21 protein-coding genes are annotated in these 20,891 nt (G+C 70.3%); 9 read left to right on the top strand and 12 right to left on the bottom strand.

Annotated elements, in window-relative coordinates; translation table 11 throughout:
- Positions 1–11: 11 nt before the first annotated feature.
- From ABB07_RS14140 to ABB07_RS14125, 4 genes are all read right to left on the bottom strand, one after another.
- Positions 12–1,028 (bottom strand): hypothetical protein, encoded by a 1,017-nt coding sequence (locus tag ABB07_RS14140; RefSeq protein WP_208899052.1) that lies wholly within the window; start codon positions 1,026–1,028, stop codon positions 12–14.
- Between the two features lie 72 nt (positions 1,029–1,100).
- Complete coding sequence (locus tag ABB07_RS14135; RefSeq protein WP_208899051.1) at positions 1,101–1,448, bottom strand: hypothetical protein; 348 nt, start codon at positions 1,446–1,448, stop codon at positions 1,101–1,103.
- A gap of 91 nt (positions 1,449–1,539) precedes the next feature.
- Positions 1,540–1,953 carry a DUF3224 domain-containing protein gene (locus ABB07_RS14130; protein ID WP_208899050.1) on the bottom strand — a complete coding sequence of 138 codons (414 nt, stop codon included), beginning with the start codon at positions 1,951–1,953 and terminating at the stop codon, positions 1,540–1,542.
- 35 nt (positions 1,954–1,988) lie between these two features.
- On the bottom strand, positions 1,989–2,432 hold the full coding sequence (locus ABB07_RS14125) for a DUF192 domain-containing protein (RefSeq protein WP_208899049.1): 444 nt from the start codon (positions 2,430–2,432) through the stop codon (positions 1,989–1,991).
- Between the two features lie 85 nt (positions 2,433–2,517).
- Between ABB07_RS14125 and ABB07_RS14120 the strand changes: the two genes are divergently transcribed.
- Positions 2,518–3,390 (top strand): LLM class flavin-dependent oxidoreductase, encoded by an 873-nt coding sequence (locus tag ABB07_RS14120; RefSeq protein WP_244189352.1) that lies wholly within the window; start codon positions 2,518–2,520, stop codon positions 3,388–3,390.
- A gap of 47 nt (positions 3,391–3,437) precedes the next feature.
- Positions 3,438–3,959 carry a GNAT family N-acetyltransferase gene (locus ABB07_RS14115; RefSeq protein ID WP_208899047.1) on the top strand — a complete coding sequence of 174 codons (522 nt, stop codon included), beginning with the start codon at positions 3,438–3,440 and terminating at the stop codon, positions 3,957–3,959.
- Between the two features lie 28 nt (positions 3,960–3,987).
- Here ABB07_RS14115 and ABB07_RS14110 read toward each other — a convergent pair whose 3' ends face one another.
- A complete protein-coding gene (locus ABB07_RS14110) occupies positions 3,988–4,485 on the bottom strand; it encodes a DinB family protein (protein WP_208899046.1) in 498 nt (165 codons plus the stop codon).
- Between the two features lie 53 nt (positions 4,486–4,538).
- On the opposite strand from ABB07_RS14110, the gene ABB07_RS14105 reads away from it, so the two are divergent.
- The 5 genes from ABB07_RS14105 to ABB07_RS14085 all read left to right on the top strand — a co-directional run bounded on the left by ABB07_RS14105 (position 4,539) and on the right by ABB07_RS14085 (position 11,093).
- A complete protein-coding gene (locus tag ABB07_RS14105; protein ID WP_208899045.1) occupies positions 4,539–5,321 on the top strand; it encodes a class I SAM-dependent methyltransferase in 783 nt (260 codons plus the stop codon).
- A gap of 754 nt (positions 5,322–6,075) precedes the next feature.
- Positions 6,076–6,849, top strand: coding sequence for an isoprenyl transferase (locus ABB07_RS14100; RefSeq protein ID WP_208899044.1), 774 nt, complete (start codon positions 6,076–6,078; stop codon positions 6,847–6,849).
- A gap of 348 nt (positions 6,850–7,197) precedes the next feature.
- A complete protein-coding gene (locus ABB07_RS14095) occupies positions 7,198–8,523 on the top strand; it encodes an RNA 5'-3' helicase PhoH2 (RefSeq protein WP_208899043.1) in 1,326 nt (441 codons plus the stop codon).
- A gap of 400 nt (positions 8,524–8,923) precedes the next feature.
- Positions 8,924–9,619 carry an aggregation-promoting factor C-terminal-like domain-containing protein gene (locus ABB07_RS14090; protein ID WP_244189351.1) on the top strand — a complete coding sequence of 232 codons (696 nt, stop codon included), beginning with the start codon at positions 8,924–8,926 and terminating at the stop codon, positions 9,617–9,619.
- Between the two features lie 151 nt (positions 9,620–9,770).
- A complete protein-coding gene (locus ABB07_RS14085) occupies positions 9,771–11,093 on the top strand; it encodes an AI-2E family transporter (RefSeq protein ID WP_208899041.1) in 1,323 nt (440 codons plus the stop codon).
- A 21-nt stretch (positions 11,094–11,114) separates the two neighbouring features.
- On the opposite strand, the gene ABB07_RS14080 is transcribed toward ABB07_RS14085, so the two are convergent.
- Positions 11,115–11,648 (bottom strand): alkyl hydroperoxide reductase, encoded by a 534-nt coding sequence (locus ABB07_RS14080; protein ID WP_208899040.1) that lies wholly within the window; start codon positions 11,646–11,648, stop codon positions 11,115–11,117.
- Between the two features lie 3 nt (positions 11,649–11,651).
- Positions 11,652–12,206 carry a peroxiredoxin gene (locus ABB07_RS14075; RefSeq protein ID WP_208899039.1) on the bottom strand — a complete coding sequence of 185 codons (555 nt, stop codon included), beginning with the start codon at positions 12,204–12,206 and terminating at the stop codon, positions 11,652–11,654.
- A 132-nt stretch (positions 12,207–12,338) separates the two neighbouring features.
- On the opposite strand from ABB07_RS14075, the gene ABB07_RS14070 reads away from it, so the two are divergent.
- Positions 12,339–13,289, top strand: a complete 951-nt coding sequence (locus tag ABB07_RS14070; RefSeq protein WP_208899038.1) for a LysR substrate-binding domain-containing protein — start codon at positions 12,339–12,341, stop codon at positions 13,287–13,289.
- 83 nt (positions 13,290–13,372) lie between these two features.
- Here the strand turns inward: ABB07_RS14070 and ABB07_RS14065 are convergent, their stop codons facing one another.
- The 5 genes from ABB07_RS14065 to ABB07_RS14045 all read right to left on the bottom strand — a co-directional run bounded on the left by ABB07_RS14065 (position 13,373) and on the right by ABB07_RS14045 (position 18,243).
- Positions 13,373–15,715: an ABC transporter permease gene (locus ABB07_RS14065; RefSeq protein ID WP_208899037.1), complete on the bottom strand. Its 2,343-nt coding sequence runs from the start codon at positions 15,713–15,715 to the stop codon at positions 13,373–13,375.
- Positions 15,712–16,401 carry an ABC transporter ATP-binding protein gene (locus ABB07_RS14060; RefSeq protein WP_208899036.1) on the bottom strand — a complete coding sequence of 230 codons (690 nt, stop codon included), beginning with the start codon at positions 16,399–16,401 and terminating at the stop codon, positions 15,712–15,714. Before ABB07_RS14060 ends, ABB07_RS14065 begins: the two co-directional genes overlap by 4 nt.
- Positions 16,398–16,922 (bottom strand): PadR family transcriptional regulator, encoded by a 525-nt coding sequence (locus ABB07_RS14055; RefSeq protein ID WP_055704790.1) that lies wholly within the window; start codon positions 16,920–16,922, stop codon positions 16,398–16,400. Before ABB07_RS14055 ends, ABB07_RS14060 begins: the two co-directional genes overlap by 4 nt.
- A gap of 143 nt (positions 16,923–17,065) precedes the next feature.
- A complete protein-coding gene (locus ABB07_RS14050) occupies positions 17,066–17,317 on the bottom strand; it encodes a type II toxin-antitoxin system antitoxin (RefSeq protein WP_244189350.1) in 252 nt (83 codons plus the stop codon).
- Positions 17,314–18,243 carry an SPFH domain-containing protein gene (locus ABB07_RS14045; RefSeq protein WP_208899034.1) on the bottom strand — a complete coding sequence of 310 codons (930 nt, stop codon included), beginning with the start codon at positions 18,241–18,243 and terminating at the stop codon, positions 17,314–17,316. Before ABB07_RS14045 ends, ABB07_RS14050 begins: the two co-directional genes overlap by 4 nt.
- A 215-nt stretch (positions 18,244–18,458) precedes the next feature.
- On the opposite strand from ABB07_RS14045, the gene ABB07_RS14040 reads away from it, so the two are divergent.
- Complete coding sequence (locus tag ABB07_RS14040; RefSeq protein ID WP_208899033.1) at positions 18,459–20,843, top strand: transglycosylase domain-containing protein; 2,385 nt, start codon at positions 18,459–18,461, stop codon at positions 20,841–20,843.
- The last annotated feature ends 48 nt before the right edge of the window (positions 20,844–20,891 follow it).

Raw genomic sequence — 20,891 nt, 5'->3', positions numbered from 1 at the left:
GGATGTGTTTCTCACCGGGCGTCTCCGTTGCGTCCGATGTCCGTACGTGTCCCGTCCCGCCCGGGATCGGCCGGGGGAGGCAGGGAACCCGACGTGGTTCCCAGGTCGTAGTGCTGCACCGACCCACTGCCTCTCATGTCGTACTCCTTGGCCAGGCCCGTCCTGTGCAGCCGGGCCATGTCCGCGTCGGTCACGGTCGTCGGTCCGATCGGGGTGGCCTTTCCAGGGTCCCAGTTGTAGCGGTCCCAGACGTTGACCCGGTAGTCGAGGCCGATCTTCGGCTTGCCGTCGGCTCCCGGTACCACGGTGACCACGCCGGTGGTGTTCGTCTTGGCGCTGCCGATCGCCAGGTACCAGTTGCGATCGGAGTGCGTGTAGCCGGTGCCGGAGGACTCCACCGGAATCGCCACGGGCTTGCCGCCCGACTTCCGGTAGGCGTCCAGGGCCTCTTGCCGCCAGTGCTCCTGGTTCTCCGTGATGCTCGCCTTAGCCGCGTCACGCAGCACGGCGTCGTCGCGCAGCATCCTGTCCACGTCCAGGTCGAGGGCCGTCCCGGTGCCCCGGAGGTAGTGGTCCATGTTGCGGGCCGCGTCCGTGTTGCCGATGAAGTCGCCCGCGTTCGCCATTCCTTTGGCTTCCGCCAGAATCCAGTAGTCGTGCGCGGTCGGGTCTTCGACGTCGTACGGACCGGATCCGCCGTCGGGGGAGATCTGCTTGACCGTGACGCCGAGGATTCCGGCGGAGATCAGGTGGTCCTTGTCCTGGGACCACAGTTCGGCACGTGCCCCGGGACTCAGTGACTCCCACAGCCGGCGGAGTTCTGCGCGCTGCTGCGGATTGGCGTCATCGCCGAGTTCCGCGAGCTTGCGGGCCCGCGGCAGCATGTCCTCGTCGAGGGAGGTGTACGTGGCGTGGCCCGCGTTATAGGGGTCGTTGCCGTGGCTTCGGCCGAGTGCGCGCACCACGGCGGCATCGATCTCCGCGGCGTGACGCACCAGGTCGGTGAGGGAGTTGGCGTACCACTGCATCAGTTCGCCCTGCGTTGCAGGCCGACGAGTTCCTGGTGGGCGTCGTCCAGGACGCTCCAGATGCTCTTGGCCTCACTGTGCAGGTCGGCGCACTCCTTGGCCGTCTTGTCCACGAACTCGCGCGTCACGGTCGCGTTGACCCCAGTGGTGCGACTTCAGCGCGGCGGCGGCCTGCATCGTCGTGCCCGCACCGCGGTCGTCGGCTCCCGCTCCCGCGATGTCGGCCTGATCGTGGAGGCGGGCGTGCAGCTGGAAGGCCTCGTGACCGACGGCACCGAGGTCGTCCTGATGGACGACGAGATCCGCGCCGCCGGTGCCGCCCGTGCCGCCGACGGTGTCGGCCACATGGTTCAGTTGCAGGTGCGCCGTTTTCCCCTCAGCAGCTTGGTTCTTCAGCTGCTCCCATTCCTCCCAAGCCATGCGTCACGAACCCCCGTTGTGATGCTTTTGAATTCCTTGCCGGGCAGTTTACGTGCACACAACCATGCGTCGCCGGACGAGACCGGGCCCGCTACGCGTCCACCTCGTACTCGAACCAGATCCGGTGGGTGCCGTCCGCATCGATCCGCAGACCACCGGACCCTCGGATCCCGGCCAGCGCCCCCGTCCCGCTCCCCGGCACGATCACGAAGAACTCGGCCTCTCTGCCCTCCCCGAAGGTCGTCGCCGAGTGGGCGAAGTTGAAGGCACCGCTCAGCTCGCCCAGCGTCCCCTCGAAGGACTCCATGGCGACATACGTGCCGGTCCCGCTGGACTGGTCGTACGCCGCGGTGAACAGCGTCTGCGACACCCCGGCGACCTCGCCCTCGTACCGCTTCCGCATGGTGGCCACCCCGACCGGCACCGCCGTCCCGACCACCGGCTCCGGCAACCGCACCTCCGCCGGAGTGAACTCCTCGACCTTGAACGTCCCTGAAGCTCTCATGCCGCGATGCTAGGACGCGCCACTGACAACGGCCCTCAACCCGAGCCGTCCGCACCGCCGGTGCCACCTGGGTCACGAACGCCGTCGGTGTCGCCCTCGGCCTCCACGCTCACCCGGACCCCCGCCCGCAGCCCCCACCCAGCCATCACCCCCGCCTCCGCCTCCAGCACATGCCGGGCCCGCAGGCGGGGGCGGCCCAGGCGGCCCGGCTTCATCGTGCGGACGGCGAGGACGGTCAGGCGGCGGTCCAGGTAGGCGACGTCGATCGGGATGCGCATGCCGAAGGTGTGCACCCCGCTCGCCGGTGACAGCAGCATCGCCCCGGCGACCGAGTCCCGGCCGAGCAGCCCCTTCGTACGGGCCCGGTAGGAGGCCGCGATCTCCAGGGGGAGGACCAGCGGGGCGGCCGTCGGGGCCTCGCCGCCCTCGTCCCGCGGCACGATCAGGCTGCCCGAACCGTCCCGCCAGCGTCTTGCCATGTGCCCTCCCGCGCCTCGGTGCCGCCAACTCTCCGTCGGCCAAAACCGGTTGTCACCCCACGTCCTCCCCACTAGGAAGAGGACCATGACTGGACTCGGTGTCGTGTTCCGCCCCCAGCTTCCGCCCGAGCGGCTGCGGGCGGCGGCCCGTGCGGCGGACGAAGCAGGACTCGACGAACTGTGGTTGTGGGAGGACTGCTTCCGGGAGGGCGGGATGGCGACCGCCGCTGCGGCGCTCGCCTGGACCGAGCGGGTGCGGGTCGGTGTCGGACTGCTGCCGGTGCCCCTCAGGAACGTGGCGATCACCGCGATGGAGGCCGCTTCCCTGCACAGGATGTTCCCGGGGCGGGCCACTGTCGTCGTCGGGCATGGCGTGCAGGACTGGATGGGGCAGGTCGGTGCCCGCGCCGCCTCCCCGCTCACCCTCCTCGGCGAGCATCTCGACGCCCTGCGCGCCCTGCTCGGTGGTGCTCGGCTCACCGTGCGGGGCCGGTACGTCTCCCTCGACGACGTCGCCCTCGACTGGCCGCCGGAGCGGCCGGTGCCCGTCCTCGCCGGCGCCACCGGGCCGCGTACCCTCCGCCTTTCCGGAGCCAAGGCCGACGGCACCCTCCTCACCGCCGCCACCTCCCCGGACGGCGTACGGCAGGCCCGGCAGCGCATCGCGGAGGGGCAGAAGGAGGCCGGGCGTGGGGAGCAGCACCCCGTGGTCGTCTATCTGCTCGCCGCCACGGGCCCCGGCGCCGAAGCCCGGCTGCGGGCCGAACTCGCCGACGAGGGGCTGGAGTCGGCCACGGACGTCGGCGTGGCGGGGGACGCGGGCGCCGTGGCCGCGGCCGTACGGCGGCTCGCCGAGGCCGGTGCCGACACCGTCGTGCTGCAGCCGACCGGGGACGAGCCCGACCCGGAGGGGTTCGTGCGGTTCGCCGCCGAGGAGGTCCGGCCGTTGGTGCCGTGACCGCAGGTGGCGAGGCGTTGTCAGTGGCGGCTGCCACACTGCCTGGCATGACCGACGAGCGCAGCGGCGAGCAGGGCGACGAGCACAGCGGCGAGCTCCGTGAAGTGCGCCTGCGGGGCGTCAGGGATGACGATCTGTACGTCTTCCTCTCCTATGAGCACGACCCGGAAGCCGTCCGCCGGTCGAGATTCACGCCCCGGCCGCGGGACGCGTTCCTCACGCACTGGCGCAAGCGCGTGCTGGGCGATCCCGACTGCCTCGTGCGGACCGTCACGGTGGGGGGCGAGGTCGCCGGTCACATCGTCTCCTGGACGGTGGACGACAAGCAGCGGTTCGTCGGGTATTGGCTCGGACGGCCGTACTGGGGTGGCGGCATCGGCACCCGCGCGCTCGGTCTCTTCCTGGAGCTGGAGCGCGTACGGCCTCTGTACGCCGACCCGTTCGGCGGCAACACCGCCTCCGTCCGCCTGCTGGAGAGACACGGCTTCGAGCGGGCCGGCACGGTCCGGCACGGGGATGACGAACACGTGCTGCTCGTCCTCACCGGATCCGGGGGCGAGAGCCCATGACCGCGCCCTCGCCCCCGCTCCGGGTCGGCTAGCGCCGGTCGGCGGCGGGCGGGTGGTCGCCGGTGGCGCCGTCGATCAGCTCCCGCAGGATGTCCATGTGGCCGGCGTGCCGCGCGGTCTCCTCGACCATGTGGACCAGGGTCCAGCGCAGGCTGACGGTGATGTCCCGCCAGGCCGGGCTGCCCTGGGCGTCCAGCGGCAGCCCGGTGATCACGGCGTCGGCGGCGGCGCGGGCGCGGCCGTAGAAGGCGACGATCCGCTCGGTCGTCTCCCCGGGGGTGACCCGCATGTCGTCGTGCGGGTCGAACCACAGCGGCTCGGGCTCGCCGCCGAACGTCTCCACGAACCAGCCGTACTCGACACAGGCCAGATGTTTCACCAGGCCCAGCAGATTGGTGCCGGACGGTGTCATCGGCCGGCGCAGCTGCTCGTCGTCCAGGCCGTCCAGCTTCCACAGCACGGCGTCCCGGTGCCGGTCCAGGCTCGCGTGCAGGGTCTGCTTCTCTCCGGCGGAGTAGGTCGTCATGCGGGCGGAAATTAGCAGGCACGGGCCGAGGTCACCCTGCGATCATGGCGGCCATGTCAGGGAACCGCTCGTTCGAGGACCTCGTGGCCGAGGGAGCCGCCGTATCCACCGACGGATGGGACTTCTCCTGGTTCGAGGGGCGGGCCAGTGAGGAGCGGCCCTCGTGGGGGTACGCCGTGTCGGCGGGGGAGCGGCTGGCCCGGGCCGAGGCCGTGCTGGACGTCCAGACCGGCGGCGGTGAGGTGATGGACTTCGCGCTGGGCAGGGCGGAGCCCGCCCGGCCGGTGCTGGCGGCCGCGACGGAGGGCTGGCCGCCGAACGTGGCCAGGGCCACCGCGCTGCTGCGACCGCGCGGGGTGGTGGTCGTCGCCGCCCCGGACGACGCGCCGCTGCCGTTCGCCGACGAGACGTTCGACCTGGTGCTCAGCCGTCATCCGGTGCGCCCGTACTGGGACGAGATCGCCCGGGTGCTCCGGCCGGGTGGCACGTACTTCGCCCAGCACGTCGGGCCGGCCAGCGTCGTCGAGCTGGTGGAGTACTTCCTCGGGCCGCTGCCGCAGGGGGTGCGCTCCGGCCGGGACCCCGAGCGCGAGCGGGCCGGCGCCGAGGCGGCGGGCCTGGAGGTGGCCGGGCTGCGGGCGGAGCGGCTGCGGATGGAGTTCCATGACATCGCCGCCGTCGTCCACTTCCTGCGCAAGGTGGTGTGGATGGTGCCGGGCTTCACCGTGGAGGCGTACGAACCCCGGCTCCGGGCGCTGCATGACCGGATCGAGAAGGAGGGGCCGTTCGTGGCGCACAGCACCCGGCACCTCTTCGATGTCCGCAAACCCGGCTGATTCACCCGGAGTTTGCCAACGGTTTCCACATCGTTATCCGGTGTGGTTCACATGAGCCTCATCTGTCACATAAGTTCAGACCAAGGTAATTCGCGCTGGCAAACCCGCGCGGGTGGCACCGCGCAGTGGAGGGGGCTGCGCGGTGCCGTGAAGCCGAGTGATCTCCCCCGTCCGTCGTAGCGGAACCGTCAAGTCACCGTTCGCTGACCGGGTAGCCCGTCGGAGGGACCCCGGACCAACGCGCCGACATGCGCCCAGATGGCGTAAACCGGCCGAATCTCTCCGAATCGTTTCGCATCTGATCGGTTTTCCCTGGGATTCCGCTGTGAACCGGCCATGTGACCCCCCTGAATCCAGCATTCCGTGCCCACCGGGGCGTCGCCGGGTGATTCCGGAGAGTAGTTGTGTCCCGCCAATGCACCCACCATCCCTCACGAAGGGTTATGGTGGAACCCCCCCCTCGGGCCGGTCCGTCTCCCCCCCACGGACCGGCCCGTTTTTCATGTCGCCTCCGGCGGGATTCCCGGCGAGGGCTCCGGGAACCTCCCGGCGCCGACCGGGCGTCCCAACGTCAGGGGCGCGGGGAACCGGGCGCGGAACCCCCGCACAGCCGCGCTCGACGGCGAAACCGCAGGGCCCCCGAACCCGTCCCCGAACCCCGTCCCCAAACCCCGGGCCAGAGCAAAGTCCCCAGGGGGGTAGGCTCGAACAACTCCCGCTCCCCCAACCCGCCGCCAACCCCCCGGAGGGCCACGTGAACCTGCGCGACAACCTGCGCAGCCTGCTCGTCAGGCTCTACGCACGCCGGGTGGAGGGCCACCTGGACCACACCCAGGTGCCCAAGCACATCGGCGTCATCATGGACGGCAACCGCCGCTGGGCGAAGGCGTCCGGCTCCACCACCGTCCACGGCCACCGGGCCGGCGCGGAAAAGATCGAGGAGTTCCTCGGCTGGTGCACCGAGACCGACGTCGAGGTCGTCACCCTGTGGCTGCTGTCCACGGACAACTTCGACCGGCCGCAGGACGAACTCGTCCCGCTGCTCGGCATCATCGAGGACGTCGTCCGCACGCTCGCCGCCGACGGCCGCTGGCGCGTGCACCACGTCGGCACGATGGACCTGCTGCCGGGCGGCATGCAGCGCACCCTGAAGGAGGCCGAGGAGGCCACCGCCCACATCGACGGCATACTCGTCAACGTGGCCATCGGCTACGGCGGCCGGCAGGAGATCGCCGACGCCGTGCGCTCCATGCTCCTCGACGCCCGTGACAAGGGCGTGACGATGGAGGACCTCGCCGAGTCCGTCGACATCGACATGATCGGCCGTCACCTCTACACCGGCGACCAGCCCGACCCGGACCTCGTCATCCGCACCAGCGGCGAGCAGCGGCTGTCCGGATTCATGCTGTGGCAGACCGCGCACTCGGAGTACTACTTCTGCGAGGTCTTCTGGCCCGCCTTCCGCAAGGTCGACTTCCTGCGCGCCCTGCGCGACTACGCCGCACGTCACCGGCGTTACGGCGGCTGAACACCCCTCACGCCCCGCCGGCCGCCACGGCAGCGGGGCGCTCCTTATACCCCGGTTCCGGCGGACTTAACAAGGAGTTCACCGGCACGCCGTTGGCCGCTTTTGCATGGCGGTGCATGTTCGAGGGCATAAGCCAGTCAGGTCGACACCCGAACCACGGGTGTCGGATCTCAGCGGGCGGCACGGGGCCGTCCGCCCGGGAGGCCCTTTGCACCAGCCCGATCGTGCGGTCACTGCACGGAAGCAGCCGCGGAGGGCCGGTTCACGGCCCGCCGCACGCGGGGGCCAGACACCGGTCCAGCTCAGCCTCGTCGCTCCCCGACCTCATCCGAGGGGGTACGTCCTTCCGTGGTGACCAGCACAAAGCGCCACAAGCCAGACCGGCGCACCTATGTTCTCGACACCAGCGTCCTGCTGGCCGACCCGAACGCCCTGACCCGCTTCGACGAGCACGAGGTCGTGCTCCCCATCGTGGTGGTCACGGAGCTGGAGGCCAAGCGGCACCATCCCGAACTCGGCTACTTCGCCCGCCAGGCCCTGCGCCTGCTGGACGACTACCGGGTGAAGAACGGTCGCCTCGACGCCCCCATCCCGATCGGGGAACTGGGCGGGACCGTCCGTGTCGAGCTCAACCACTCGGACCCCAGCGTGCTGCCCACCGGCTACCGCCTGGGGGACAACGACTCCCGCATCCTCGCGGTGGCCCGCAACCTGCAGGCCGAGGGGTACGACGTCACCGTCGTGTCGAAGGACCTCCCGCTCAGGATCAAGGCCTCCTCCGTCGGTCTCCTCGCCGAGGAGTACCGCGCGGAGCTCGCCATCACGGAGAACTCCGGCTGGACCGGAATGTCCGAACTGACCCTCCCCGGCGAACAGGTGGACATCCTCTTCGAGGAAGGGCACCTCTACGTCCCCGAGGTCACCGAACTGCCGGTGCACACCGGTCTGACCATTCACTCCGAGCGCGGCAAGGCGCTCGGCCGGGTCACCGCCGAGGGCAACGTCCGGCTGGTGCGCGGCGACCGGGAGGCGTTCGGCATCAAGGGCCGCAGCGCCGAGCAGCGGATCGCCCTCGACCTGCTGCTCGACCCGGACGTCGGCATCGTCTCGATGGGCGGCCGGGCCGGCACCGGCAAGTCGGCGCTGGCGCTGTGCGCGGGCCTGGAGGCGGTCCTGGAGCGCCGCCAGCACCAGAAGGTGATGGTGTTCCGGCCGCTGTACGCGGTCGGTGGGCAGGAGTTGGGCTATCTGCCGGGCAGCGAGGCGGAGAAGATGAGCCCGTGGGCGCAGGCCGTCTTCGACACGCTGTCGGCGGTCACCAGCCGCGAGGTCATCGAGGAGGTCACCGCGCGCGGGATGCTGGAGGTGCTCCCGCTCACCCACATCCGCGGCCGCTCGCTGCACGACGCGTTCGTGATCGTGGACGAGGCGCAGTCGCTCGAACGGAATGTGCTGCTCACCGTTCTGTCCCGAATCGGCGCGAATTCACGGGTCGTTCTCACCCATGACGTGGCACAAAGGGACAATCTACGTGTCGGCCGTTATGACGGGGTCGTCGCCGTCGTGGAGAAGCTGAAGGGCCACCCGCTCTTCGCCCATGTCACGCTGACCCGGTCCGAGAGGTCCCAGATTGCGGCGCTCGTGACCGAAATGCTGGAGGACGGCCACATCTGACCCCACCCGCACGACAGTTGGCGCCGTCCGGCAAAGGCCAAGAGCCTAGCCGGGCGGCGCCTCGGCGTGTGGAGGTTTCCGAAAATCCCCCGGGCCAAACGGGATGTGAGCTTTCACACTCAACGCAGAATTGCCACCCGGCGTCCGGTTACGGCAGAGTCTCAGTCCTGTCAGGCCCCGCATACGACACACCTGTACCCCCAGCGGTACAGCACCACAGCAGCACCACCAACTCCATAGAGTCCGTCGTATGCCGCCCGAGCACCACGCGGCGCTCCCCGCAGGGGGAGTTGCCCACCGGGCCCGCGCCTCCCGTGACCCCGCAGTTGGGAGGCCAGTGCCAGGGGCACGATTGCGTCCGCCAGGGTCACCGAAGCGGGCGATGCTGGAAGGAAACCGTGTGAGCCGGATTTCGGTCCGGGGATTCGCAGTGGCCTCGGCCACCGCGGTCACCGCCGTCGGAAGCGTCGTCGGAGTTGCCTCGGGCAGCGTCGCGCAGAACAACGACGCCGAGCCGACGGCCGCCGACACCACGCTCCTCGCGGACATACCCGCGGGCCAGCAGGCCCAGGTACAGTCCGCGTCCCTGACGCAGCAGGCCGACGCACAGGCCATCGCCGCGGACGCGAGCGCCAAGAAGGACGCCGAGGCGGCGGCCCGCAAGGCAGCCGCCGAGACAGCCATCGCGAAGAAGGCGGCGGCCGAGCAGGCGGCCAAGGACGCCAAGGCGCGCGCCGAGGCCAAGTCCGCGGCCAGCCGCGACAGCGCCCGCGACTCCTCCAGCTTCCCGGTCCAGAGCAGCTACTCCGTCGCGCAGATCCAGGCGATGGCGCGGCAGATGGTGGCGTCCGACCAGTTCCAGTGCTTCAGCAACATCGTGGACCACGAGTCCAGCTGGAACTACCACGCGGTCAACGCCTCCTCCGGCGCCTACGGTCTCTTCCAGGCCCTGCCCGCCGGCAAGTACGCCTCGGCCGGCGCCGACTGGCAGACGAACCCGGCGACCCAGATCAAGTGGGGCCTCAACTACATGAACAGCCGGTACGGCAGCCCCTGCCAGGCCTGGTCGTTCTGGTCGGCCAACCACTGGTACTAGACCAGCCCGGTCCGCACCGGTCGCACTCAACCTCGCGCAGCCCCTCCCCGTCCTCAGGTGAGGGGCTTTCGCCCTGTACGGTCGTACCCGAACGCCTCCAGGGGGAGGAGAGGTGGCGAGCACGCGGGGACGCGGGGGAAGAGGACGGATCATGTCGCGAGTGCCAGGGTGGCTCGGCAAGCTCGGCGCCGGTCTCACCGAGATGAGCGAGCGCCTGGACGAGCGCCGTGCCGAGGTGGCGCGCGAGGACACCGCGACCCCCGCGGACACCCCGCCCGAACCCGCCGCCCCCGGCCCCGACCCGATCCCCGTACCGGCCGCCCGCCGGCCCACGCCGGCCGCTGGCCCCCGTCCCGACCCCGCCGAGGCCGTGCCCTGGGGCGTGCGGGTCGCGGCCGAGGCCGGCTGGCGGCTGCTGGTGCTCGCCGGCACGGTCTGGGTCCTGATGAAGGTCATCAGCGCCGTCCAGCTCGTGGTGTTCGCCTTCGTCATCGCCCTGCTGGTCACCGCGCTGCTGCAGCCGACGGTCGCCCGGCTCACCCGCCGCGGAGTGCCGCGCGGCCCGGCCACCGCGCTCACCGCGATCAGCGGGTTCGTCGTCATAGGGCTGATGGGCTGGTTCGTGACCTGGCAGGTCATGGAGAACATCGACACGCTCTCCAACCAGATCCAGTCCGGCATCGACGACCTGCGCGACTGGCTGCTGAAGAGCCCGTTCCACGTCACCGACAAGCAGATCAACCAGATCGCGAAGAACCTCCGCGAGGCGATCGGCGCCAACGCCGACCAGATAACGTCCGCGGGCCTGGAGGGCGTCCAGGTCATCATCGAGACCCTCACCAGCATCCTCCTGGTGTTCTTCTCGACCCTGTTCCTGCTCTACGACGGCAAGCGCATCTGGGAGTGGTTCCTGAAGCTGGTGCCCGCGGCGGCCCGCCCGGGCGTGGCCGGCGCCGGCCCGCGCGCCTGGCGCACCCTGACCGCCTATGTGCGCGGCACCGTCCTGGTCGCCCTGATCGACGCGATCTTCATCGGCATCGGCATCTACTTCCTCAACGTGCCGATGGCCGTCCCGCTGGCCGTCTTCATCTTCCTGTTCTCCTTCATCCCGCTCGTCGGCGCGGTCGCCTCCGGCGCGCTCGCGGTGATCGTGGCGCTGGTGACCCAGGGTGTCTTCACGGCCGTCATGACCCTGATCGTCGTCCTCGCGGTCCAGCAGATCGAGGGCCACGTGCTGCAGCCGTTCATCCTGGGCCGCGCGGTCCGCGTCCACCCCCTCGCGGTCGTCCTCACGGTCGCCGCCGGCGGCATGGTGGCCGGCATCGGCGGCGCGGTGGTCGCCGTGCCGCTGGTGGCGGTGGCCAACACGGTGGTGGGGTATCTGCGGCAGTACTCGGAGGAGCTGCAGCGGCAGAAGGCCGCCGCCGAAGAGCCCCTCCCCGAGAACGCGGAAGACCCCGTCCACCAGGAGTGAACGGGGCCTGTCCGGGACGGCCTACTCGGCCAGCACCGCCTCGGCGTCAAGGGTGACGCCCACGGCCTGGATCACGGAAGCGATCTTGAACGCCTCCTGGACGACCTCGCGCTCCACGCCCGCCTTGCGCAGCACCTGCTCGTGCGAGTCCAGGCACAGACCGCAGCCGTTGATCGCGGAGACCGCGAACGACCACAGCTCGAAGTCGACCTTCTCCACCCCCGGGTTGCCGATGACGTTCATCCGCAGGCCCGCGCGCAGGGTGCCGTACTCGTGGTCCGACAGCAGGTGGCGCGTCCGGTAGAAGACGTTGTTCATCGCCATGATCGCGGCGGCCGACTTGGCGGCCGTGTACGCCTCCGGCGTCAGGTTCGCCTTCGCCTCCGGCTCCAGCTCACGCAGCACGATCGGGGAACGGGAGGCGATGGCGGTCGCCAGCACCGTGCCCCACAGCTGCTGCGCGGGCAGGTCGGAGTTGCCGATGACCGAGCCCAGGTTGAGCTTCAGGTCCTTGGCGTAGTCCGGGACGCGGGACTTCAGCGAGTCGAGCGACATGGGTCACTCACCGGCCAGGAGCGCGACCGGGTCCAGGGTGCTCTCGCCCTTGTTCCAGTTGCACGGGCACAGCTCGTCGGTCTGCAGGGCGTCCAGCACCCGCAGGACCTCCTTGGGGTTACGGCCCACGGAACCGGCGGTGACCATGGTGAACTGGATCTCGCGGTTCGGGTCGACGATGAAGACGGCGCGCTGCGCGAAGCCGTCCTCGCCCTCGATGCCCAGGTCGCGCATCAGCTCGTGCTTGGAGTCGGCCATCATCGGGAACGGCAGGTCGGTCAGGTCCGGGTGGTCCTTGCGCCAGGCGTGGTGGACGAACTCGGAGTCACCGGAGAAGCCGAGGATCTGGGCGTCGCGGTCGGCGAACTCGTCGTTCAGCTTCCCGAACGCGGCGATCTCGGTCGGGCAGACGAAGGTGAAGTCCTTCGGCCACGCGAAGACGACCAGCCACTTGCCCTCGTAGGACTTGTGGTGGATCTGCTCGAACTCCTTGCCCTTCTCCAGCGAGACGCAGGCGGTCAGTTCGAACTCGGGGAACTTGTCACCGACAGTGAGCACACGCTCTCCTTGCAGCGAGGAACACCCCTTTTGGGGGTGTTTCCCATGGGTTGGACTTTGTCGATGTTGGCACAGACTGCATTGATTAGTGAAATAGCTACACTCGGTCATGTTGATCGGAGGTAGTTATCAGTGACCGTCAGTAACGGCAAACGGAGGCAGCCGAGCCTCGCACAGCTGCGTGCCTTCGCCGCCGTCGCCGAGCATCTGCACTTCCGGGACGCGGCGGCCGCCATCGGGATGAGCCAGCCCGCCCTGTCCGGCGCGGTCTCGGCGCTGGAGGAGACCCTCGGGGTGACCCTTCTCGAGCGTACGACGCGCAAGGTGCTGCTCTCGCCCGCCGGTGAGCGCCTCGCCGTACGGGCGAAGGCGGTGCTGGACGCCGTCGGGGCGCTGCTGGAGGAGGCCGAGGCGGTCCGGGCGCCGTTCACGGGCGTCCTGCGCCTCGGGGTGATCCCCACGGTCGCGCCGTACCTGCTGCCGACCGTGCTGCGGCTGGTCCACGAGCGCTATCCGCACCTCGACCTCCAGGTGCACGAGGAGCAGACCGCCAGCCTGATCGACGGCCTGGGCTCCGGCCGCCTCGACCTGCTGTTGCTGGCGGTGCCGCTCGGCGTGCCCGGTGTCGTCGAACTCCCGCTGTTCGACGAGGACTTCGTGCTCGTCACCCCGCTCGACCACTGGCTCGGCGGCCGCGAGGGCATCCCGCGCGCGGCGCTCAAGGAGCTGAACCTGCTGCTCCTGGACGAGGGCCACTGCCTGCGGGACCAGGCGCTCGACATCTGCCGGGAGGCGGGCCGCGAGGACGCCCCGGTGACGACCACCGCCGCCGGCCTCTCCACGCTGGTCCAGCTGGTCGCCGGGGGCCTCGGCTGCACGCTGCTGCCGCGTACGGCCCTGAAGCTGGAGACCGCCCGCAGCAGCCAGCTCCTCACCGGTTCCTTCGCCGACCCGGCCCCGAGCCGCCGGGTCGCCTTCGCGATGCGGGCCGGGGCCGCGCGCTCCGCGGAGTACGCGGAGTTGGCCGTGGCTCTGCGGGGGGCGTTGGGTGCCCTGCCGGTGCGGGTGCTGGAAGCGCCCTGAAGGGGCGCGGGGAACTGCGCGACCAGCCCCCACCGGCCCGCAGCCGCGCGTACCCCGGAGCCACCCTCCCCGGAGCGATCCTGCTACTCGGTACGCAGACCTTCTGGCCGCATCAACCGCACCAGCGGCGGCAGGCTCAGCAAGGTCACGGTCACGACGACGCCCGCGCCCACCGCCGTCATCGACAGCACGCTCCGCCAGTCCACGCTCACCGTCGCGCCCACCATCTTCAGCAGAACCCCGCCCAGCGTCAGGCCCACGGCCGAGGCGAGCAGCAGGCCCAGGGCGATGGGGATCGCCGTCTGCCAGAGCACTGACATGCTCAGGGTGCGCCGCCGGGTGCCGAAGGCGACCAGCGAGGACAGCAGCTTGCGGCGCTCGCGCAACTGCTCCAGCTGGGAGACCAGCAGGCTCATGCCGATCAGTGCCAGCACGCAGACGGCGCCGACGAACGTACCGGTGCGGATGGACGTGAACTTGTTCGACTGCTCGGTCGACGACCACACCATCGCGTCCGCGAGCGGATCGATCCGCGCCGCCGTGTTGCGGACGTACTCGTGCACGTCCGGCACCGACTCGTCGATCCTGAGGTACACCCCTCCGGTCAGCGCGCCGCTCATCCGGCCGGTCAGCGCGGCCGGCGTCATCAGCACCCCGCTGTCCTTGGTGCCGTTCGGCCCGGTGATCGCGCGGGCCTGCTTCAGTCCGTGCGGCACGGTCCAGACGACGTCCGGGCCGTCGCCCCGGCCGTCGCTCGTGTTGACGTGGAGCGTGCGGCCCGGCCGGGCGTATCTGTCGACCTCGGAGTCCTCGTCCCCGCCCTTCGCGACGAAGACGTCCCCGTCGTGGCAGGAGGTCAGCGCGGCCACCTTGCGCAGGGAGGCGCAGGTGCCGACGGTGAGGCCCACCGTGTTCTCCGGCCCGGCGTCCCCGCGCCAGGGCCGGTCGCCCATCTCGGTGCTGCCGAGGGCGGTGGCCTCGCGTACGCCCGTGGTCGCCGCGAACTTCCCGGCGGCCGCCACGAAGGGGACGCCCCGGGACAGGTTGACCTGCATCTGAACGCGGTCGGTGTCCTGGCCCGTGGACTTGGTGTAGTCGCCCTGCACCCCCGAGAACAGCATCTGCAGCGCGATCGCCCCGGCCACCGCGACCGCGATGCCGTTCACCATGCGGGCCGCCGTACCACTGCTCAACTGCAGCCGTCGTACGGCCAGTTGCCAGGCCACCCCGCCGCGCCCGAGCCGGGCCACGACCGCCTCGACGATCCACGGCAGCAGCGCGGTCACGCCGACGAGCAGCAGCAGGACGCCGCCGATCACCAGGTACTCGTTGAAGGTGCCGTTGTTCCGGCCCTGGCCGATCATCGGCGCGAGGCACGCCAGTCCGCCGAGCGGCAGCAGCAGCCGCCACCACAGCCGGCGGCGCGCGGGCTTGGCCGTACGGACCACGCCCAGCGGTTCGATGACCACCCCGCGCAGCGCGAACAGCGTGACCAGGACCGCCGCCGCCGGGACGGCGACCGCGACCAGTGCGGCCAGCGCCGGGGAGGGGTTGAGATAGCTGGGGAACACGCTGACGTCCATGATCTCGACCGAGGCCGCGAGCTGCCGGCCGAGCAGGAAGAAGACGGTGCCGAAGACCAGCCCGACCAGTGACCCGGCGAGCGCCTCCCCGGCCGCGATCCGCCGGGTCATCCGGCTGTCGGAGCCGACCAGCCGCAGCGCGGCCAGCCTGCGGTCGCGCCGTTCGCCGCCGAACCGTACGGCGGCGGCGATGAACACGGCGACCGGCATCAGCAGCACCGCGAAGACGACCAGCACCAGCAGGATCAGCACCGGGTCGGCCTTTTCCGCCGGGGACGCCTGCGCGGGCCCGAAGTGGGTGATCCGGGCCGTCCGCCAGTTGTTGATGTGCGAGGCCAGGTCCTTCGCGCCGGCGTAGTAGGCGAGTTCGTGCGAGCCGATCAGCCCGGACTCGGCGATCGTCCCGACGATCCGGTACGGCAGCCGCTCGCGCAGCAGCTTGCCGTCGGCGGAGCCGAGCAGCTTCTTCAGCGCGGGGGAGACGACCATGTCGCCGGGCGCCGGATACGCCGTCAGGCCCGGCGCGACCGGTGCCCGCGGCCCTTCCGGTTCCACCAGCCGGCCGCGGACGTCCGTGCCGTGGTACGTCGTGTCGGCGTCGGAGATCACCAGCGTGTTCGCGGCCTTCGGCCGGTGCGGGCCGTAGGTGTAGTCGAGGCGTGCCTGGTCACGGTCGTGCCGTACCGCGATCGCGTTCGGGAGCGCGGTCGTCAGCAGCAGCAGCGCCACGCCGAGGCCGACGCCGACCGCGGTCAGCAGCATCCGCACCCAGCCCTCGCGCCCGCCGGTGAAGGCGAACCGGACGCCCATGCCGAGGTCCCTGGACCACTGCCGTGCCTTCATATGGCCCGCTCCATGTCGCGGGACTTCCCGTCGCGTACGACGATCTCGCGGTCGGAGTAGGCGGCCACCCGGGGCTCGTGCGTGACCAGCACGACGGCGGCGTTGGTGGTGCGGGCCGCGTCGGTCAGCAGCTCCATCACGCGCTCGCCGTTGAGGGAGTCGAGCGCGCCGGTCGGCTCGTCGGCGAACACCACCCGGGGCTCGGTGACCAGGGCCCGCGCCACCGCGATGCGCTGCCCCTGGCCGCCGGAGACCTCGCCGGGCCGCTTGCCCCTGAGGTCGTCCACCTCCAGGCGTTCCATCCAGGTGAGCGCGGCCTTCTCGGCCTGCTTGCGGGAGGTGCCGTTCAGCCGGAGCGGCAGCGCCACGTTCTCCACGCAGGTCAGCTCGGGCACCAACTGGCCGAACTGGAAGACGAAACCGAACTCGGACCGGCGCAGCGCGCTGCGCTCGGCGTCGCTCAGGCCGGCCAGTTCGCGGCCGTTGTAGACGATGGACCCGGAGTCGGGCGGCACGATGCCGGCGAGGCAGTGCAGCAGCGTCGACTTGCCGGAGCCGGAGGGGCCCATCACGGCGACGACCTCGCCGGGGTGGATGGAGAACTCGGCGCCGTCGAGCGCGACCGTGGGGCCGTACGCCTTGTGCAGGTTCTCGGCGGCGAGCAGGGAGCCGGGGGGAGGAGTCACTTGGCCACCGCCTCACGGAGCTTGTCGAGGCGCGCGGCGGTCAGCTCCAGCCAGCGCAGGTCGGCCTCCAGGTGGAACAGCGCGTGGTCGCAGATCAGCTGGTCCGCGAGGTCGCCCTTGCGCTTGCGGTCGGTCAGGATCCGCATGCTGCGCAGGTGCTCGGCGCGCTGGGTGTCGAGGATGACGGAGGCGTCGCGATGGGTGAGGAGGGCGAGGACGACCTTGTTGTACAGGGTCGACTGCAGGTACTCCTCGGGCTTCTCCGGCGTGCCGAGCCAGCGCTCGACGTCCGTGATGCCGGCGCCGGTGATGGCGTACCGCTTGCGCTCGGGGCCGTCGCCCGCCTCGATCCCGTCGACCTCGACGAGGCCGTGCTTCAGCAGCCGGGACATCGTGGAGTAGACCTGGCCGTAGTGCAGCGGCCGGTCGTGACCGAACTTCTCGTCGAAGGCCCGCTTCAGGTCGTAACCGTGCCGCGGGCCGGACTCCAGGAGTCCCAGGAGAGTGTGACCGATGGACATGCACCGCACTCTACACACGGTGTATACGTCGCATGTATACGCGGAGTGTGTAGATCATGGCGGCGCGTACGGGGGCCCAGGTGGCGGGCCATTGTCATGGTTCGGTAACGAAACAGCCCGTCCGGCGTGCGCGGGGAGGCCGTTCAGGCCGACGGGGGTTCGGGGGCGGAGCCTCCCGGCGGCCGGCCCCGGCGCGGCAGCGGCCCCGTCTCCTTCGGCAGTCGTCCCGCCTCGGCCAGTGCCTTCCTGAGCAGGAACTCGATCTGCGCGTTGGCCGACCGCAGTTCGTCCCCGGCCCAGCGCGCCAGTGCCTCGTACACCGACGGGTCGAGCCTCAGCAGCACCTGCTTGCGCTGCTGAGGCCGACGCTTCGGAGTCCCCGAAGGCTCCGTCACTGGTAGAGCGTCCCGGTGTTGAGGACCGGCTGCGGGGCCCGGTCGCCGCACAGCACCACCATCAGGTTGGACACCATCGCCGCCTTGCGCTCCTCGTCCAGTTCCACGATGTCCGCCTCCGCGATCCGGCCGAGCGCCGCCTCGACCATGCCGACCGCGCCGTCCACGATCTGCCGCCGCGCGGCCACGACCGCACCGGCCTGCTGCCGCTGGAGCATCGCCGAGGCGATCTCGGGAGCGTACGCGAGGTGCGTGAAGCGCGACTCGACGATCCGCACTCCGGCCGCCTCCACCCGCGCCTGCAGCTCGACGGCCAGCTTCTCGGTGATCTCCTCGGCGTTGCCGCGCAGCGACAGACCGTCCTCGTCGTGGGCGTCGTACGGGTACTCGATCGCGATGTGCCGTACGGCCGTCTCGGTCTGGGTGGCCACGAACTCGGTGAAGTCGTCGACCTCGAAGGTGGCCTGCGCGGTGTCCTGGACCTTCCACACCACGACCGCGGCCAGCTCGATCGGGTTGCCGTAGGCGTCGTTGACCTTCAGTACGGCGGTCTCGTGGTTGCGCACCCGGGTGGAGATCCGGGTCCGCGAGGTGAACGGGTTCACCCAGCGCAGGCCGTCCTGCCGGACCGTGCCCCGGTAGCGCCCGAAGAGCTGCACGACCCGGGCCTCGCCGGGCGCGACGGTGTTCAGGCCGCGCAGCGAGATGATCGCGGCGAGGAACACGACGATCCCGGTGACGATGAGCCCGGCCCTGGCGCCGGCGGCGGTGACGGCCGAGGCGGCGGCGAGCAGCCCGGCGGTGGCACCGAGTCCGAGCAGGCCGAGCAGCAGCGCGAGCCCGCCGCCGATGCTGTGCGCGGTGAACTCCCGCACCTGTGGCGCGGGCATCTCGGGTACGTCGAGTGCGGAGTCGTTGGCGGTCATGGTGATCCCCGTTCAGGTGGTGCTCACTTCGGTCTAGCTAAGTGATATCACTTTTCGCGCCGGAAGCAACCCTGTGACCTCCACAACCGTCGGTTCCCTTGGAGCAGGTGCTGATTGTCACGTCCGTAAAAGAACGGATCGGACGTCCTTTGTCATATAGACGGGTGTTAGCTTTCGGAGCTGACCACTGAGACGGAAGCGGAGCGAAGGAACCCATGGGACGAGCGGAAGAGAGACGAGCGCGCCAGCGCGGTGGCCACCGCGCGGCGCCCAAGCGCCGCCGCTCCGCCCCCGCAGGCGGCGCCGCGCCCGCACCCGGCGGCAGCGCCGGGCCCGCCCCGGGCCGCAGAGCCGCCGGCAAGGCCGCCAAGCCGCCCAAGGGCCGCATACGCCGCCTCTTCACCTGGAAGAAGATCCTGGGCACGTTCTTCGGCCTGTGCCTGTTGACGATCGCGGCCTTCATCGGGCTGTACATGTACGTGGACATCCCGGTGGGGAACGCCGACGCCCAGTTGCAGAGCAACATCTACAAGTACAGCGACGGCACCATGCTCGCCCGCACCGGCCAGCTCAACCGGGAGAGCGTCGACCTCGCCCAAGTCCCCAAGGACGTCCAGCGCACCTTCGTCGCGGCCGAGAACAAGACCTTCTACCACGACTCCGGCGTCGACCTCAGGGGCACCGCCCGCGGTGTGCTCAACACCCTTATGGGGCGCGGCACACAGGGCGGTTCGACGATCACCCAGCAGTACGTCAAGAACTACTACCTGGACCAGAACCAGACCGTCTCGCGCAAGCTGAAGGAACTGGTCATCTCGCTGAAGCTGGACCGCCAGAAGTCCAAGGACTACATCCTCGCGGGCTACATCAACACCAGCTACTACGGCCGCGGCGCCTACGGCATCCAGGCCGCGGCGCAGGCGTACTACCACAAGGACGCCAAGGACCTCTCGGTCCAGGAGGGCGCCTACCTGGCCGCGCTGCTCCAGGCACCCAACCAGTACGACTGGGCCATCGCGAGCGACACCGGCAAGAAGCTGGCGGTGGCCCGATGGAACTACGTCCTGGACAACATGGTCAAGCAGCACTGGCTGGACGCGGGCAAGCGCCAGGCCTTGAAGTTCCCGGTACCGAAGGCGCCCAAGGCCGCGCCCGGCATGAAGGGACAGACCGGCTACCTGGTGGACGCGGCCAACGCGGCGCTGGAGAAGCAGCTGGTCGCCCAGGGCAGGGCCAACTCCATCGGGGACGCCGAGGCGTTGGTGAAAAAGGGCGGCTGGACCATCACCCTGAACATCGACAAGAAGAAGCAGGCCCAGCTGGAGCAGGCGGTCACGTCGCAGCTGATCAGCAAGCTGGACCCGAAGAAGCGCTCCGTCGACGGCAACGTCCAGCCCGGTGCCGTGTCCGTCGACCCGAAGACCGGCAAGGTCCTCGCCATGTACGGCGGTGCCGACTACTTCAAGCACTTCACCAACAACGCGACCCGCCGCGACTACCAGCCGGCCTCCACCTTCAAGCCGGTGATCCTCGCCGCCGCCCTGGCCGAGGGCGCCACGACGCAGGACGGCCAGCCCATCACGGCGAACACGATCTACGACGGCACCAGCGGCCGCCAGGTCGTGGACCGCGGCAGCAAGGTCGGCTTCGGCCCGCCGAACGAGGACGACCAGGACTACGGGCCCATCACCGTCCAGACGGCGATGAACAAGTCCGTCAACTCCGTCTTCGCGCAGATGGGCGTCGACGTGGGCATGAGAACGGTGATGGCCACCGCCGCCGAGCTCGGCATGGACACCAAGGGCATGGACCCGGTCCCCGCGCAGACGCTGGGCTCCATGGGCGCGAGTCCGCTGGAGATGGCGGGCATCTACGCGACCTTCGACAACCACGGCAAGAAGGTCACCCCGGCGATCATCAAGTCGGCGGAGCACAAGGACAGCGACCTCGCTCTCCCGGACCCGATCGGCGACCAGGTGATCCCCCAGAAGGCCGCCGACACGGTCACCTCCGTGCTCACCGGCGTGGTCGACGACGGTACGGCCAGCGACTCGGTGGCGGGCAACTCGGCGCGCCACGGCCAGCAGGTCGCCGGCAAGACGGGTACGTCCGACAACAACAAGTCGGCCTGGTTCACCGGCTACACGCCCGGCCTGGTCACCTCGGTCGGCCTGTTCGGCGAGGACTCCAAGACGCACGCGCAGGTTCCGCTGACGGGCGCGACCGGCCCGCTCAACCCCATCGGCCACACCGGCCGCATCAACGGTGGCGGCTATCCGGCGATGATCTGGGCCTCGTACACCTTCGAGGCGATGGGTGACGTCAGCAAGTTCGACCTGAACACCGACCAGGGCGCGGCCGTCCAGCCGACACAGACCCCGACGCACAGCCAGACCCCGTCCCAGACGCCGTCGCACACGCCGACCAGCAAGCCGCCGACCAGCTCCGCGCCGCCGTCGAAGACGCCGACGCAGACGCCGACCCAGACGCCCACGCAGACGCCGACGCAGACCCCCACACAGACGCCGACGCAGACGCCGACAGGCGGCATCTCGGACAACCCGCTCGATCCGGGTGGCGGCCGGAACTTCGGCCAGTAGGCCAGTAGGCCCGTAGGCCGGTGGGCCAGCGGGCCAACAGGCCGGTAG

It is taken from the genome of Streptomyces incarnatus (genome assembly GCF_001027185.1).
Taxonomy (GTDB): Bacteria; Actinomycetota; Actinomycetes; order Streptomycetales; family Streptomycetaceae; genus Streptomyces; species Streptomyces puniciscabiei.
Note: the sequence above shows the minus strand (reverse complement) of the source record. Positions and strands in the feature narration are given on the sequence as shown.